This is a genomic window from Oceanimonas sp. AH20CE76, from assembly GCF_039654065.1.
GTDB classification, from domain to species: Bacteria; Pseudomonadota; Gammaproteobacteria; order Enterobacterales; family Aeromonadaceae; genus Oceanimonas; species Oceanimonas smirnovii.
The window spans coordinates 2,004,978-2,019,832 of the sequence record NZ_CP155481.1 but is presented as its reverse complement, the minus strand read 5'-3'; the positions used below and the strand labels follow the sequence as shown (position 1 = coordinate 2,019,832).

The 14,855-nt window shown below is 58.9% G+C and carries 13 protein-coding genes; 6 read left to right on the top strand and 7 right to left on the bottom strand.

Annotated features, from left to right (window positions below):
- Positions 1–183 precede the first annotated feature (183 nt).
- Together N2M06_RS09775 and N2M06_RS09770 are read right to left on the bottom strand one after the other, a co-directional pair.
- Complete coding sequence (locus N2M06_RS09775; protein ID WP_019934907.1) at positions 184–315, bottom strand: putative transporter small subunit; 132 nt, start codon at positions 313–315, stop codon at positions 184–186.
- 1 nt (position 316) lies between these two features.
- Positions 317–2,005: a sodium:solute symporter family protein gene (locus N2M06_RS09770; protein WP_317074840.1), complete on the bottom strand. Its 1,689-nt coding sequence runs from the start codon at positions 2,003–2,005 to the stop codon at positions 317–319.
- 417 nt (positions 2,006–2,422) lie between these two features.
- Here N2M06_RS09770 and purE point away from each other — a divergent pair, with 417 nt between their 5' ends.
- Both purE and purK read left to right on the top strand, forming a co-directional pair.
- A complete protein-coding gene (purE, locus tag N2M06_RS09765) occupies positions 2,423–2,917 on the top strand; it encodes a 5-(carboxyamino)imidazole ribonucleotide mutase (RefSeq protein ID WP_346350662.1) in 495 nt (164 codons plus the stop codon).
- Entirely contained in the window at positions 2,914–3,981 is a 1,068-nt protein-coding gene (gene purK / locus N2M06_RS09760; RefSeq protein WP_346350661.1) for a 5-(carboxyamino)imidazole ribonucleotide synthase, read from the top strand. The genes purE and purK overlap by 4 nt, the downstream gene beginning before the upstream one ends.
- Positions 3,982–4,034: 53 nt before the next feature.
- On the opposite strand, the gene N2M06_RS09755 is transcribed toward purK, so the two are convergent.
- Complete coding sequence (locus tag N2M06_RS09755) at positions 4,035–4,256, bottom strand: hypothetical protein (protein ID WP_019934903.1); 222 nt, start codon at positions 4,254–4,256, stop codon at positions 4,035–4,037.
- Between the two features lie 152 nt (positions 4,257–4,408).
- On the opposite strand from N2M06_RS09755, the gene N2M06_RS09750 reads away from it, so the two are divergent.
- A complete protein-coding gene (locus tag N2M06_RS09750; protein WP_346350660.1) occupies positions 4,409–5,509 on the top strand; it encodes an efflux RND transporter periplasmic adaptor subunit in 1,101 nt (366 codons plus the stop codon).
- Positions 5,506–8,568, top strand: coding sequence for an efflux RND transporter permease subunit (locus tag N2M06_RS09745; RefSeq protein WP_346350659.1), 3,063 nt, complete (start codon positions 5,506–5,508; stop codon positions 8,566–8,568). Before N2M06_RS09750 ends, N2M06_RS09745 begins: the two co-directional genes overlap by 4 nt.
- A gap of 311 nt (positions 8,569–8,879) precedes the next feature.
- Here the strand turns inward: N2M06_RS09745 and N2M06_RS09740 are convergent, their stop codons facing one another.
- The gene (locus N2M06_RS09740) at positions 8,880–9,920 is read right to left on the bottom strand and encodes a PLP-dependent cysteine synthase family protein (RefSeq protein WP_317075079.1); all 1,041 of its coding nucleotides are present in this window, start codon (positions 9,918–9,920) and stop codon (positions 8,880–8,882) included.
- A 126-nt stretch (positions 9,921–10,046) separates the two neighbouring features.
- On the opposite strand from N2M06_RS09740, the gene N2M06_RS09735 reads away from it, so the two are divergent.
- Positions 10,047–10,499 carry an Lrp/AsnC family transcriptional regulator gene (locus N2M06_RS09735; RefSeq protein ID WP_019934899.1) on the top strand — a complete coding sequence of 151 codons (453 nt, stop codon included), beginning with the start codon at positions 10,047–10,049 and terminating at the stop codon, positions 10,497–10,499.
- Between the two features lie 217 nt (positions 10,500–10,716).
- Here N2M06_RS09735 and N2M06_RS09730 read toward each other — a convergent pair whose 3' ends face one another.
- A complete protein-coding gene (locus N2M06_RS09730; RefSeq protein ID WP_317075078.1) occupies positions 10,717–11,511 on the bottom strand; it encodes a helix-turn-helix transcriptional regulator in 795 nt (264 codons plus the stop codon).
- Between the two features lie 93 nt (positions 11,512–11,604).
- On the opposite strand from N2M06_RS09730, the gene N2M06_RS09725 reads away from it, so the two are divergent.
- Positions 11,605–12,591 (top strand): bile acid:sodium symporter family protein, encoded by a 987-nt coding sequence (locus N2M06_RS09725; protein WP_346352173.1) that lies wholly within the window; start codon positions 11,605–11,607, stop codon positions 12,589–12,591.
- On the opposite strand, the gene N2M06_RS09720 is transcribed toward N2M06_RS09725, so the two are convergent.
- A complete protein-coding gene (locus tag N2M06_RS09720; RefSeq protein WP_346350658.1) occupies positions 12,563–13,513 on the bottom strand; it encodes a class I SAM-dependent methyltransferase in 951 nt (316 codons plus the stop codon). The two genes, N2M06_RS09725 and N2M06_RS09720, sit on opposite strands and share 29 nt — an antisense overlap.
- 148 nt (positions 13,514–13,661) lie before the next feature.
- A complete protein-coding gene (locus tag N2M06_RS09715) occupies positions 13,662–14,825 on the bottom strand; it encodes a Na/Pi symporter (RefSeq protein ID WP_346350657.1) in 1,164 nt (387 codons plus the stop codon).
- Between the last annotated feature and the right edge of the window lie 30 nt (positions 14,826–14,855).

The window sequence follows — 14,855 nt, the reverse complement described above, 5'->3', positions numbered from 1 at the left end:
TGCACTCCGCCGACACGCTCCAAGCCCATCCGTGGGACGCTCGGCAAATTCCATCCCTGGAATTTGACGGTCGGCTACGGCAATCCCCGCTGCTGCTTCGTGAAGCTAATGAATCGTTTGCCTTCGTTTGATTACAAAAAAAACGGACCTCAAGGGTCCGCTTTTTACGCTGTCCGCGCTGACTTACACCAGCTCGCGGTTTTCTTTTTTGGCCGCGACTATGTCTTTCCATACGCCGCGGCAGATCATGATCAATACCAAAAGGGTGAGGGCGGGCCAGATCAGAATGTAGGCTCCCATTATCAGTTCGCTCATCTTAAGACTCCTTGGCAAGTTTGGCGGTCTTCATGGCCGCTGTAGTGGCAGGTGCATCAAAACGATCGTCGTAGTTGCCCACCCGCTTTTTAATCAGCTCAAAATCAAACTTCTGATTATCCAGCAGGCTTACCACCACACACACCAGGGTGCTGACACCGTATGCCAGCAGGGAAGACAGCAGCACGGTATACTCCCGCAGGAAGCCGGTGGCGAAATACATCAGCGCCAGACCGGCGATAATACCGGCAACAAAGCCCGCGTGCCGGCCAAAGAAGCCAAATACCATCAGGCCAATCACCACACCGCCGCCAATGCTTGCCAGCAGTTCGAACAGCACCGCCACGGCACCGGTCATTTCCACCCACTCAAAGCGGGCCACGCAGAACATGATCAGGGCCACTATCACCGAGGAGGTAAAGGCGCGGTTGGTGACCCGGCTCCAGAAGCAGCTGGCAATTACCGGGAACACAATGGCCCCCCAGAGTGCACCTACAAATACCAGCATCACCAGAATATCGAGAGAGAAGCTGGCCAGAACAATGCCCAGCATGGTGGCGACAATCATGGTCAGACGACCAATAAACAGCATGCGTTTGGGGTCTGCCTTGCCTCTGGCAATGTTCTTGCCGTAGACATCGGCCATGATAATGGCGGACAGGGCAGACAGATCCGAGTCGGCGGTAGATGACAGCGAGCCAATTACCAGAATAAAGAACAGGGCAATAAACACCGGTGGCAGATAGCTGGATACCATCTGCGGGATCAGGTTGTTCATATCACCGTTCAGGGGTTCAACGCCGTTGGTCAGCGCCATCAGGCCAATCATGCCCAGGCCAATCACAATGGCACCATACCCCAGCGTGGCGGTGAGGAAGGTAGGCTTGATGTGCTTTTCATTTACCGCAAACAGCCGCTGGGAAATGGTCTGGTTACCAATGGCATAGGCCAGCACCGCCACAAAATAGGGAGCACCCTGATGCAGAATGGCTTCGGTGGAGAAGAGGTTGGCCTGCTCGGCAGTGAGGTTATCAAAGCCGTTCATCACTTCTGCCGGACCGCCCATGGCAAACAGCACCGCAGGAATAATCACCACGGCAATGGCCATGAGTGCAATCAGCTGGGCGAAGTCGGTGAGCACGGAAGCTCGAAAGCCGGACCAGAGGGTATAGCTGAGCACGCCCACACCGGCAATGATCACCCCGGTCTGGAACGACAGCGGCGACAGCACAGACACCAGGGCACCGGCGGCGGTAAAGTTCACCATCAAGCTGATGATGCTGCCCAGCAGGTTGGAAAAGGCCAGGATCAGCTGGCTGGACGAGCCGTGCCGGGCATGGATCACTTCACCCAGCGTATGGGCGTTGGGAGCGAGGGATCGAAAGCGGCGGCCAAAGGGGTAAATAAACAAAATCATCAGGGCACCCCAAAAGCCGTAATGCAGCGGGCCCGACACCCCATAGGTGTAACCCGAGGTGGCGGCGGCATAGAAGGAGGCGGCCCAGATCCAGGTGGCGGTCATGCTGGCCGCCCCCATGCCAAAGCCTACGCTGTGGTTAGACACCATAAAGGCGTCGGTGTCTTCCTGCTCCTTCTTGATGAAGGTGGTAATAAGGTAGGTTCCGCCGTAAAAAGCGGCCAGCAGCAGCAGTACTGTGGTGCTGGAAAATTGATAGAGTTCCAAGTTCATCTCCCTGTCTTGTAAAAACACAGACAAGCACGGGCAAGCACACCAGAGGCGGATTGCGGGTGCGGTGTGGACGACCTGGCTGACGGCAACGGACGTAGAGAACCTGCTGAAGGTTCAGAAAACAAGATAACAGTTTGTTTTGCGGTGAAGCGTTGTGCTTCTTAAAGACGTTGGCGTTAGCCTGGTATTGTGCGGTCGACGGCACGAAAGCGTGCGTCAGGGTAAAGCTTCAATGGCGCCCATCATAAGGCGTTCACCTCCTTAAAATCATCTGTTCAGCCTTGAACGGCCCATACCTTAACGATTGGGTCAGGTATTGTCCACCCTTTCACTGGCCGCAAAACCGGGCTTTCGGTATAATCCGCGCTCCCCCGGATCCACCTAAAACATGCACAACGTTGTTGAACAGGAGTAGTCATGCAAGCAAAAGTTGCCGTCATCATGGGTTCAAAAAGTGATTGGCCCACCATGCAGGGTGCCGCAGAAATTATGGACCAGCTGCAGGTTCCCTATACCGTGGAAGTGGTGTCGGCGCACCGCACCCCAGACCGGCTGATGGAATTTGGTGAACAGGCCGTGGAGCGCGGTTATCAGGTGATTATTGCCGGTGCCGGCGGTGCCGCCCACCTGCCGGGCATGGTGGCCGCCAAAACCCGGCTGCCGGTGCTGGGTGTGCCGGTGCAAAGCAAGGCCCTGAGCGGTCTCGATAGCCTGCTGTCCATTGTGCAAATGCCCAAGGGCGTGGCCGTGGGCACCCTGGCCATCGGCACCTCCGGTGCTTTTAATGCCGGTCTGCTGGCCTGCCAGATGCTGGCCAATCACGATGCCGAGCTGGCCGAGCGGCTGGACACCTTCCGTAATGATCAAACCAGCACCGTGCTGGGCAACCCCGATCCGCGGGAGGAAGCATGAGCCGTATCTGGGTACTGGGTGCCGGCCAGCTGGGCCAGATGCTGAAGCACGCTGGCATGCCGCTTAATCTGGACGTGCGTCCGGTTGATATCGAGTCGGAAGACACCTTTCCGCTGCAGGCTCATGAAAAAGTCACCGCCGAGCGCGAGCAGTGGCCCGAGACCGCCGCGACTCGTCAGCTGGCGGCTCATCCGGCGTTCGTTAATCTGAATACCTTTCCCATTCTGGCCGATCGCTATACTCAAAAATCACTGATCGACAAACTGGGGCTGGCCACCGCGCCCTGGCAGCTGGTGGAAACCGACACCACCGCCGAAAGCCTGCATGAGGCGCTGGGCGAGCGGGTGCTGCTCAAGCGCCGCACCGGCGGCTACGATGGTCGCGGTCAGCACTGGCTGCGGGAGCCGGGCCGGGACGCCATTCCCGCTGACTGGCACGAGCAGGCCATTGCCGAGCAGGCCATCGACTTTGACGAGGAAGCCTCCATCGTCGGCATGCGCGGTGAAGACGGCCAGTGCTATTTCTATCCGTTGACCCTCAACCTGCATGTGGACGGCATTCTGCTGGGCTCGGTGTCGCCGCTGGCGCGCTTGGCGCACCTGCAGGACGAGGCCGAGCGCATGCTTGGCACTCTGATGAACGATCTCGACTATGTCGGTGTCATGGCCATGGAGTGCTTCCGGGTGGGCGATCACCTGCTGATTAACGAGCTGGCGCCCCGAGTGCACAACAGCGGTCACTGGACCCAGGCAGGCGCTAATATCAGCCAGTTTGAAGCGCACCTGCGCGCCGTGGCCGGGCTGCCGCTGATTGCCCCTAGCGTCAAAAACACCAGCGTCATGGTGAACCTGGTGGGGACCGAGCGCAACGACGACTGGCTCTCGGTGCCCGGTGCCGAGCTGTACTGGTATGGCAAGGACGTGCGCCTCGGCCGCAAGGTGGGGCATATTAACTTCTGTCTGAGTACGGCTGCCGATACTCAGGCCGCCCTTGATAAGCTTGAGCCCATGCTGCCCGCCAGTTACGGCATAGTGCTCGACTGGTTGCGCAGTCAGCTTAACTGAGCGGCTGTTGGTCCAGCATAAAAAGCCCCGCTGTGAAGCGGGGCTTTTTGCGTTTAGACCAGTGGCTGGCCCATGCGGTCCTGGGCGATAAGACGCACCACATAGGCTAGTTTGAACAGGGCAGCGGTGAGCACCAGGGTAATATGCATAAAGACGGTGGTGCCCACAGACAGGGACTGTTCACCCAGCCAGGCCATGCTCAGGGAGCCGCAGAACAGCACCAGAAACACCACCATGGAAAGATTGGCCAGAGACAGCAAGCGTTGATTGCTCATAAGTGGTACTCCAAATGTTTGTTTATGATCACAGTACGCCTGTCTGACCGGAGAGTCAATAAAGTTGATGTTTTTTTGATCTGTATCAAGGCTGTCTGAGCGGGAAGCAAGTTGATATGCTGAACAATAATCTTAAAAAAGACGGAACCAACATGGGATCAAGGAGTTGGCGCAGCAGAGCGGCCAGACATAAAACGCGGATATGGGCGGCGCTGGTACTGGTGGTGGTGCTGTTCTGGCTGTGGCGGGGGCACTTGTATCAGGCCGCTCGGCAGGCACCTGAGGCGGAGAAAAACAGCCAGAGCCCGGACAGGCAGGAAATCACAGTGCAGGTCACCCAGCTCAGCGCCAGTGACTATCAGCCGCAACACTTGGTGCAGGGGCAGTTTCAGGCGGAACGTGAGCTGGTGGTGCGGGCCCGTACCGACGGTGTGGTAGAGCAGCTGGCTGAGCTCGGGCAAACCCTGGTCGAGGGCGAGCGGCTGCTGACCCTGAGTCTGGATGACAGGCAGGCCGCCCTCAGCCGGGCCGAGGCTGAGCAAAAGCTCAACGCCGCCGAACTGAAGGCCGCCGAGCGGCTCAGCCAAAAAGGTCTGCTTGCCGACACCGAGTTACTGATGCGCCGTGCTGCTGCCGCCGCCGCCAATGCCGCTCTGGCCGAGGCCCGGCTGGCGCTGGATTACAGCCGGCCAACGGCCCCCTTTGCGGGCACCGTGAATGCCCGCCATGTAGAAACGGGGGATTATGTTCGGACCGGCGATTCCCTGCTGATGCTGGTCAACGATAACACACTGACCCTGAGCGGCTTTGTGCCTCAGCAAAAGGTGGCCGGCTTAACAACCGGTCTGCCGGTAACGGCCACTGCGCTGGATGGGCGAACCCTGTCGGGCACCCTTAGCTTTGTGGCTGCTGCCGCTGACTCCGATACCCGCAGCTTTGCGGTAGAAGCCCGGTTTGACAATCCGCAAGGGCTGCGTCTGGCCGGTGCCAGTGCCGAGCTGACAATTCACCTGCCCGCGCGGTTGGCGCACCGCTTGTCTCCTGCCTTGCTGGCCCTTGATGAGCAGGGGCGCACCGGTGTGCATCTGGTGGATGAGCAAAACCGGCTGCAGCTGGTGCCGGTGACGCTACTGGCCATTACTCCGAATGAAGCCTGGGTGACCGGTTTGCCCGAGCAGGCCCGGGTGGTGACCCGGGGGGCCGGCTTTATTACGCCGGGTGAGGTGGTGGCGGTGCAGGAGTTGCGTGAATGAGGGCGCTTATTCAGGCCGCTGTTTACCGCAGCCGGGCCACGCTGCTGTTTTTTATATTGCTGTTACTGGGTGGCGTGGGGGCCTATCAGGTCATTCCCAAAGAGGCCAACCCGGATGTGACCATTCCCATGATGTATGTGTCCATGGCGCTGGAAGGCATCAGCCCGGAAGACGGCGAACGGCTGCTGGTGCGGCCCATGGAGCAGGAGCTGCGCACCCTGGAAGGGGTCAAGAAAATGACCTCTACCGCCAGCGAAGGCCATGCTTCCGTGATGCTGGAATTTGATGCCGGCTTTGATCCCAAACAGGCGCTGCAGGAAGTGCGTGAAAAAGTGGATCTGGCACAAAGCGAGCTGCCTCAGGAAGCGGAAGAACCTGTGGTGCACGAAATTAACGTGGCGCTGTTTCCGGTGCTGTCGGTGGCGCTGTCGGGGCCGCTTTCAGAAGGCGAGCTGGTGATGATAGCCCGCCGGCTGAAGGATGAAATTGAAGGCATTGCCGAAGTGCTGGAAGTGGACATAGGCGGTGATCGGGAAGATCTGCTGGAAATTCTGGTGGATCCTCAGGTGCTCGACAGTTACGGCATTGACTATACCCAGCTGTTTAATCTGGTGTCGCGCAACAACCGGCTGGTGGCCGCCGGCAGCCTGGATACCGGGGCCGGCCGCCTGGCGATCAAGGTGCCCGGCGTGATTGAAAACCTCGACGACGTGCTGGGGTTGCCGCTCAAGGTCAGTGGCGACAGCGTGGTCACCTTTAGCGATGTGGCCACCATTCGCCGCACCTTCAAGGATCCCGCCGGCTTTGCCCGCATCAACGGCCAGCCCGGCGTGGTGCTGGAAGTGAGCAAACGCGCCGGTGCCAATATCATCGAGACCATAGAGCAGGTCAAAGCATTGCTGGCGCAGGCTGAGCCGCTGCTGCCCGACGGGGTGGAGATCGACTACATCATGGATCAGTCCACCCAGATTGAAACCATGCTGGCGGACTTGCTCAACAATGTGCTCACCGCCGTGGTGCTGGTGCTTATTCTTATTCTGGCCACCATGGGCGCACGCTCGGCACTGATGGTGGGGCTGACCATTCCCGGGGCCTTTTTTGCCGGTATTCTGGTGATCTGGGGCATCGGCTTTACCATGAACATTATCGTGCTGTTTGCACTGATACTGGTGGCGGGCATGCTGGTGGACGGGGCCATTGTAGTGAGCGAGCTGGCCGACCGCCATCTGCATGAGGGCCAGCCGCCCAAGCAGGCCTGGATCAATGCCGCCCACCGCATGAGCTGGCCGGTGATTGCCTCTACCATCACCACACTGGCGGTGTTTATGCCGTTGCTGTTCTGGCCCGGTGTGGTGGGGCAGTTTATGCAATATCTGCCGGCTACCGTCATTATCTGCCTGCTGGCGTCTCTGGCCATGGCGCTGATATTTTTGCCCACCATGGGTGGGCTGGGCAAAAGCAGCAGTCAGCCCAAAGCGCCTGTGGTGGTGTCGGGCCTCGACCATTACCGCCGCCTGCTGGCGTGGCTGCTGCGCCGCCCCGGCCTGACCCTGCTGGGCACCCTTGGCCTGATTGCCCTTATGTATGCGGGTTATGCCCGCTTTAACCACGGGGTGGAGTTCTTCCCTGATATCGAGCCCGACAGTGCCCAGCTGCAGGTGCGCGCCCGGGGCGATTTGTCGGTGTATGAAAAAGACGCTCTGCTGCGGGAAGTGGAAAGCCGGCTGACCGGGCTGACCGAGGTCAAGGCGCTCTATGCCCGCAGTTTTGCCATGGCCGACAACCAGATGGGCAGTGATGTGATTGGTGTGCTGCAGTTTCAGTTTATTGACTGGTATTTGCGCCGGCCCGCCAGCGCCATTCGGGAAACCATGCTGGCGCGCACTGCCGACATTCCCGGCGTGGTACTGGAGTTTCGTGAACAGCAAATGGGCCCGGGTGGCGGCAAGCCGGTGGAAATCCGGCTGTCGGGCAGCGATGAAGCTGCCCTGGATTCGGCTACCGAGCAAGTGCGTGCCGCCATGAATGAGCTGGGCGGCTTTGCCGACATAGAAGATGATCGCAGCCTGCCGGGCATAGAGTGGCGCCTGCAGGTCAACCGGGAAGCGGCTGCCCGCATGGGGGCAGATGTGCTCAGTGTGGGTAATGCGGTGCAGCTGGTGACTAACGGTTTACGTCTGGCCAGCTACCGGCCTGAAGATGCCAGCGATGAAGTGGATATTCGTGTGCGCTTGCCGGCGCACTGGCGCTCGGTGGATCAGCTCTCCCGGCTGACCCTGAACACGCCCAGAGGCCAGGTGCCCCTGAGCGAGTTTGTCACCCTGACTCCGGCCCCCAAGGTGGGCACACTGCACAGAGTCAACGGCCGGCGCACCGTCACCATCAAGGCCGATATGGCGGAAGGCTTTCGTCTGGATGAGCGCCTGAGCGCGCTGCAGCAGTCCGGGGTAGCGCTGCCGGAAGGGGTGACCCTGATTGTGGCGGGAGAAGATGCGGATCAGCGGGAAGCGGGTCAGTTTCTCAGCACCGCCTTTATAGTGGCGATTTTGCTGATGACGTTAATACTGGTGGTTCAGTTCAACAGCTTCTACCAGACCCTGCTGGTGCTGTCGGCCATTGTGTTTTCCACCGCCGGCGTACTGATGGGACTGCTGCTCAACGGCCAGTCCTTTGGCATTGTGATGGTGGGCATGGGCATCATCGCTCTGGCGGGCATCGTCGTGAACAACAACATTGTGCTGATCGACACCTTTAACCAGCTGAGAGCCGATGGCATGAGTCCGTTTGAGGCGGCGCTGGAAACCGGCTGCCTGCGCCTGCGGCCTGTGCTGCTCACCGCCATTACCACCATACTGGGGCTGATGCCCATGGTGCTGGGAGTGAATGTGGACTTGCTGGCCCCTTCACTGGGGCTGGGCGCGCCGTCCACTCAGTGGTGGACCCAGCTCTCCAGCGCCATTGCCGGCGGTCTGGCCTTTGCCACCCTGCTCACCCTGCTGCTCACTCCCTGCATGCTGATCTTAAGGGACAGCCGGAAACCCTCTTCGAGGGAGCTGTAAGCTATAAGCTGTCAGCTATAAGTGGTGCAATTTGTCTGACTGATAGGAAGCAGGCAACGCCAATGCTGCCCGAAGCAGCAGTGGGGATTGCCGGAGCCGGCCATTAAATGCCATGGATGGCATTTTCGAGCGTTCATGGGGCGAGCTTTGCTCGCCATGACGAATTAAAAAAGCCTGACCGAACATTAACTATGTTCGCAGCAGGCTTTTTTAGTGAGTGGCAATAAGTGAAGCATGTCGGCGGAGTGTAACCGCACTGATGCTTCGCATTGTGCTCTCTTTGACGATATGTGATTAGCTTACAGCTCAAGCTAGCCCAACAGCGCCAGCTGTTCACGCCAGGGCTGAATATCGCCGATATGCTCGGCGACCCATTCCGGGTTGTAGTAGGTGTCCAGATAGCGCTCGCCGCCGTCGCACATTAACGTGACCAGGGAGCCGGTTTTGCCGGCTTTTTGCATTTCCTGCGCCAGTTGCAGTACGCCCCACAGATTGGTGCCGGTCGAGCCGCCGGCCTTGCGCCCCAGTATGTGCTCCAGCCAGTGAATGGTGGCGATGCTGGCGGCATCGGGCACTTTTATCATGCGGTCGATCACCTCGGGCAGAAACGAGGCTTCCACCCGGGGGCGGCCAATGCCTTCAATGCGGCCGCAGGCCCGGCTGGTAAGGGTATGGTCCTGCTGCTGGAAACTGTCAAAAAACACCGAGTTTTCCGGATCCACCACTACCAGCCGGGTATTCAGGCCGGCATAGCGAATATAGCGGCCCAGGGTGGCCGAGGTGCCGCCGGTGCCGGCACTCATCACAATGGTGTCCGGCTCCGGGTGGGGCTCTTCTGCCAGCTGGCGGAAAATGCTTTCGGCAATATTATTGTTGCCCCGCCAGTCGGTAGCCCGCTCCGCATAGGTAAACTGATCCATATAATGGCCGCCGGTTTCCCGTGCCAGCTGCTCGGCGGCGGCATACACCTCACTGGCATGCTGCACAAAGTGGCAGCGGCCGCCGAGGCGCTCTACCTGAATAATTTTGCTGCGGGTGGTGGACGCCGTCATCACGGCGGTAAAGGGCAGGCCCAGCAACTTGGCAAAATAGGCCTCCGACACCGCCGTGCTGCCCGATGAGGCTTCCACCACATGGGTGCCTTCGCGAATTTTACCGCTGCAGATAGCGTGCAGAAACAGCGAGCGGGCCAGCCGGTGTTTAAGGCTGCCGGTGGGGTGAGTGCTTTCGTCTTTCAGATAGATATCAATGCCGGCCAGGGCAGGAATGTCCAGCCGGTACAGGTGAGTGTCCGAGGTGCGCAGCTGATCGCTGGACAAAACTTTAAGGGCGGTGCGGGTCCACTGGCTCATGGCATCAGACTCAAAAATAAAATGATACTGAAAATTGTATTCTCATAAGGGGAAAAAGGTTTTCTCTTGTTTTCAGGATAAGCGATAATTTTTAGAAAATTTTTCTCCCTAATGGCATAAAAACGAATGGATAATTTCGATCGTCAAATACTGGCCCTGCTGCAGCAGGACGCCACCCTGGCGCTGAAAGATCTGGCCGAGGCGGTGAACCTGTCCACCACGCCCTGCTGGAAGCGGGTCAAGCGGCTGGAAGAAGCCGGTTACATTCGCGGCCGGGTAGCCCTGCTGGATGCCGAGCAGCTTGGGCTGGGCCTGTCGGTGTTTGTGCAGATAAAAACCCAGCATCACGACAGCCGCTGGCTGGCCCGTTTTGCCGAGACGGTCACCGCGTTTGACGAAGTGGTGGAGTTTTACCGCATGTCCGGCGAGTGGGACTATATGCTCAGAGTAGTGGTGGCCGACATTGCCGCCTTTGATCGTTTTTATAAAAAGCTGATCAACAGCACCGAAGGGCTGTCTGACATCACTTCCAGCTTTGCCATGGAGCAAATCAAGTACACCACGGCCCTGCCGTTATAGGCGAGGGATTGGGGAATAGGGACTGGGGAATAGAAAATCTCGTGGCAGGTAGCGCCGGAGTTTCACGAAGCAGCAGTGGGGATTGCTGTAGCCGACCGTCACATGCCATGGACGGCATGTGCCGAGCGTCCCATGGATGGGCTCGAAGCGTGTCGGCGGAGTGCAACCGCGCTGCTGCTTCGCTTTGCGGTGAAGCAGAAGTCACGGGCTTTCAGGCCTACTTGTTGCGCACATATTCACCCGGTGTGCAGCCCAGTAGCTCGCCAAAAGCGGCAATAAAGGCAGACAGGCTGTCGTAGCCGCATTCCAGCGCCACATCGGTAATGCGCAGGTTTTGCTCCAGCAGGGGCAGGGCGGCAAGCAGGCGGGCCCGCTGTCGCCACTGCCGAAAGCTCATGCCGGTGTCGCGCACAAAATAGCGGCTCAGGGTTTTGTCGCTGACCCCCAGCTGCTCACTGAAATAACGCATGGGCCGGCGGCAGTCCGGGTGTGCAGCCAGATAATCGCAAATAGCCGCCAGAGCGTGATGGCCGGGCCAGGGCAGCATCAGGGCACAGGCCGGTGCCAGCGCCAGTTGATCCAGCAGCACCGCCACCAGGCGACCCTCGGCACCGCTTTCGTTATATTCCACATCAAAATGACTGAACGTCAGAATCAGCTCTCTGAGCAAGGGGCTTATCTCCACCACTTCACAGGGGCGGGCTGGCAGGGCGGCAGCGTCAATATACAGGCTGCGAATTTGGGTGCCGGCGTCACAGTGCACGCCATGGCTGAGATGGGGCGGAATCCACACCGCCCGGTTGGGCGGGGCCACAAAGCGGGCTTCGGGTGTGTTCACCGTCAGCACGCCTGCAGCGGCATAGGAAAGCTGTATCCAGGCATGGACATGATGAGTGTTAATGGCCTGATTGGGCAAGGACTGCAGCTGGCCCAGCACCGGCCTTGGCAAGTGCCTTAGTTGCCCAAGCTGTTCCAGTAATACTTGCTGATTGTCTTTTTGGCGACACTTCATCTCTTTTTGCCGATAAAATCCTGACACTTTCGCCATTATAATGGGTGAAAATCTTGTCTCCACCGGAATCTAGAAATGTTCAGAATGTTACGTCTGCTGTTTGATAACTTTACCCTTATTCTGCTGGGTGTGGTGGCCACCGCCACCCTGCTGCCGGCCCAGGGGCAGGGGGCCGTGTTTTTTGACTGGCTGACCACGGCCGCCATTGCTCTGCTGTTTTTTATGCACGGGGCCAAGTTGTCTCGTCAGGCCATCGTAGCCGGTGCCACCCACTGGCGGCTGCATCTGCTGGTGTTCGGCTGTACCTTTGTGATGTTTCCCGTTATCGGCGTGTTGTTAAAGCCGGTGCTGCTGCCGCTGCTGGGAGAGCAGCTGTATATGGGGGTGCTGTTTTTGTGTGTGCTGCCGGGCACGGTGCAGTCGGCCATTGCCTTTACCTCACTGGCGGGCGGCAATGTGCCGGCGGCAGTATGCAGTGCCTCAGCATCGAGCATTCTGGGTATAGTGCTCACGCCGCTGCTGGTGGCCGCCCTGCTCAATATGCAGGCAGATCAAGCAGTGTCACCCCTTGACTCCATTCTGTCCATCAGTGCTCAGCTGTTGCTGCCCTTTATCACAGGTCATTTGTTGCGCCCGCTTATCGGCGGCTTTGTGGATCGTAACCGGGCCTGGCTGAGCAAAATAGATCAGGGCTCCATTTTACTGGTGGTGTACACGGCCCTGAGTGCTTCCGTGGTGGAAGGCCTCTGGCATACGGTGTCGATATCGAAGCTGGCGATATTGACGCTGGTCTGCTGTGTGTTGCTGGCACTGGTGCTGTGGCTGACTGCCGTGCTGGGCCGGCGTTTTGGCTTTAACCGGGAAGATCGTATCACCATTATTTTTGGTGGCTCCAAAAAGAGCATGGCCACGGGTGTGCCCATGGCCAAGGTGCTGTTCAGTGGAGCTATGCTGGGTCCGGCGCTGTTGCCGCTGATGATTTTTCATCAGATCCAGCTGATGGTCTGTGCCGTGCTGGCGCAAAAATACGCGCGGCAAGGCGAGCCCGAGTTTAACCCTGAGCAAACACCAGCGCCTTGAGCCCGGCTTCGGGGCTGACGTCGGTAAACTCGGGCGGATTGTCCAGCCGCTGCACAAACCTGAGAGTCGGTGCCTGTGCTGCCATGCCGTCAATCAAAAACTGGCAGTCAATATCGGGATCGTTCACGCAGGCCAGCACAGTGCCCTGTGGCGTGAGCAGCTCCGGCAGCCGGCGCAGAATTTTGCCGTAGTCTCTGGTCAGGGCAAAGCTGCCTTTCTGGAACGAAGGCGGGTCGATAATAATCAGTTCATAAGGGCCCAGTTTGCGCACCTTGCCCCAGGACTTGAACAGCTCGTGGCCCAGAAAGCTGACCCGGCTCAGATCATGCTGGTTTAATCTGTGGTTATCCCGGCCACGGGAAAGGGCTGCCTTGGCCATATCCAGATTCACCACCTGCTCGGCACCCCCGGCCATGGCTGCCACAGAAAAGCCGCAAGTATAGGCAAACAGGTTCAGTACCCGTTTGCCCCAGGCCTGCTTTTTTACCCACTGCCGGCCCAGCCGCATATCCAGAAACAGGCCGTGATTCTGGTTTTTGCCAAGGCTCAGCTGGTAGGCAAGCGCATGCTCATGCACCACAGGGCTGGCATTCAGCTCACCCCAAATCACCTCCAGCGGTGAGCCGTCCCGGCTACGGTGTTGCAGCAGCAAAGAGCGAGCGCCGCTTTGCTGCCAGACGGGCGTAGTTACCAGCTCATTCAGCATGGCCAGCAGCCTGGTTAACAAGGCAGGCTCCGGCTCCTTGAACAGGCTTATCAGCAACTGACCGGCTGACGGGCCTTTTAACCAGTCGGCAGTTAACTGCTCCAGCCCGGGCCAGCAACGGCCCCGGCCATGAAATATTCGGCGGGTTTCGGTGGGTGGCTTGGCGAGCGCAGTGTGCAGCTGAGCCTGAAAAGCGGGCAGAGCGGTGGCGTCCATAGTGTTGTCCGGCAAGAAAAAGCAGGCGCCATTCTAGCGACCTGCTTTTGATAACTCCACCAGCCCTTTGGGGGAGCGGTAGCTGCCACTTTAGTCGGCAGCCGCGGTTGGGATTCGCTTTGCTCATCGCCAACTACCGTCTGTCAGGTCACAGCCACTGGCTGAGGCCGACCAGGGTCAGGGGCAAGGCGAAGAAGACGCCGCCGATATAAGCCGCCACATAGGCTTTGTTGCGCTGGGCCTGAGTGGCCAGCAGCTCGGCCATTTGCATGGGCAGGTTGCGCAGCACCGGCAGCACATAAATCAGGGCAATGGCCAGCACATTAAACAGCAAGTGCACCAGTGCAATCTGCAGCGCCACCATGGCCGAAGCACCGGTAATGGCGGTGGCAGCCAGCAGGGCGGTGATGGTGGTGCCGATGTTACTGCCCAGAATAAAGGGATAAACCTGCTTCAGGCTGAACATGCCGGTGCCGGCCAGCGGCACTATCAGCGAGGTGGTGGTGGAAGACGACTGCACCAGCACGGTGACCAGGGTGCCCGAGGCCATGCCCGACACAGGGCCGCGGCCCACGGCGGTGCGTAAAATGCCCATGGCGCGGCCTTCCATCAGAGTACGCAGTACCTTGCCTATCTGAGTCACCACCAGCAGTATCATGCCAATGCCCAGCAAAATAAGGGCAATGCCGGACCAGACGCCGGGCAGCCAGGCCACGCTTTCTTTCATGATGCCGGTAGCGGGGGCCAGCATGGCTTTCATAAAGTTCATGTTGCCCATGCTCATGCTGGCATCGCTTACCAGCAAGCCTGCGAGCCACTCGGAGGAACGTGCCAGCGGCTGAAACAGCAGCTCCAGCGGCAGCACTATGGCCACCGCCAGCAGGTTAAAGCTGTCATGCACGGTAGCGGCAGAAAAGGCCCGGCGAAACTCCTCGCCATTGCGCACATGGCCCAGACTGACCAGGGTGCTGGTAAGGGAGGTACCGATATTGGCCCCCATCACCATGGGAATGGCAATGGCAATCGGCAGGCCACCGGCCACCATGCCCACAATAATGGAGGTCACCGTGCTGGAGCTCTGGATCAGCGCCGTGGCCACCACGCCGATAATCAAAGCAATGATCGGGTTTGAGGCAAACTCGAACAGGGCTTTGGCGTTATCGCCGGCAGCGGATTTAAAGCCGGCACCAATGGCACCCACTGCCGCCAGCAGCAAATAAACCAATGCGGCCACCAGCAGCCAGGAAAGCCAGCGGTAAGATGACTGAGCCGGCTGTGCAGCAGCGGGCAGGGCAGTGGTCTCAGTGGTCATATCGGTACATCCTCATCGTTATGATGGGCG

What these genes read in the sequence shown, in the direction of transcription:
- N2M06_RS09775 (WP_019934907.1), bottom strand. Translation starts at nt 315, where the DNA reads ATGAGCGAACTGATAATGGGAGCCTACATTCTGATCTGGCCCGCCCTC.
- N2M06_RS09745 (WP_346350659.1), top strand. Translation starts at nt 5,506, where the DNA reads ATGAGGGCGCTTATTCAGGCCGCTGTTTACCGCAGCCGGGCCACGCTG.
- purE (WP_346350662.1), top strand. Translation starts at nt 2,423, where the DNA reads ATGCAAGCAAAAGTTGCCGTCATCATGGGTTCAAAAAGTGATTGGCCC.
- N2M06_RS09755 (WP_019934903.1), bottom strand. Translation starts at nt 4,256, where the DNA reads ATGAGCAATCAACGCTTGCTGTCTCTGGCCAATCTTTCCATGGTGGTG.
- N2M06_RS09735 (WP_019934899.1), top strand. Translation starts at nt 10,047, where the DNA reads ATGGATAATTTCGATCGTCAAATACTGGCCCTGCTGCAGCAGGACGCC.
- N2M06_RS09720 (WP_346350658.1), bottom strand. Translation starts at nt 13,513, where the DNA reads ATGGACGCCACCGCTCTGCCCGCTTTTCAGGCTCAGCTGCACACTGCG.
- N2M06_RS09770 (WP_317074840.1), bottom strand. Translation starts at nt 2,005, where the DNA reads ATGAACTTGGAACTCTATCAATTTTCCAGCACCACAGTACTGCTGCTG.
- N2M06_RS09750 (WP_346350660.1), top strand. Translation starts at nt 4,409, where the DNA reads ATGGGATCAAGGAGTTGGCGCAGCAGAGCGGCCAGACATAAAACGCGG.
- N2M06_RS09730 (WP_317075078.1), bottom strand. Translation starts at nt 11,511, where the DNA reads ATGAAGTGTCGCCAAAAAGACAATCAGCAAGTATTACTGGAACAGCTT.
- N2M06_RS09715 (WP_346350657.1), bottom strand. Translation starts at nt 14,825, where the DNA reads ATGACCACTGAGACCACTGCCCTGCCCGCTGCTGCACAGCCGGCTCAG.
- purK (WP_346350661.1), top strand. Translation starts at nt 2,914, where the DNA reads ATGAGCCGTATCTGGGTACTGGGTGCCGGCCAGCTGGGCCAGATGCTG.
- N2M06_RS09740 (WP_317075079.1), bottom strand. Translation starts at nt 9,920, where the DNA reads ATGAGCCAGTGGACCCGCACCGCCCTTAAAGTTTTGTCCAGCGATCAG.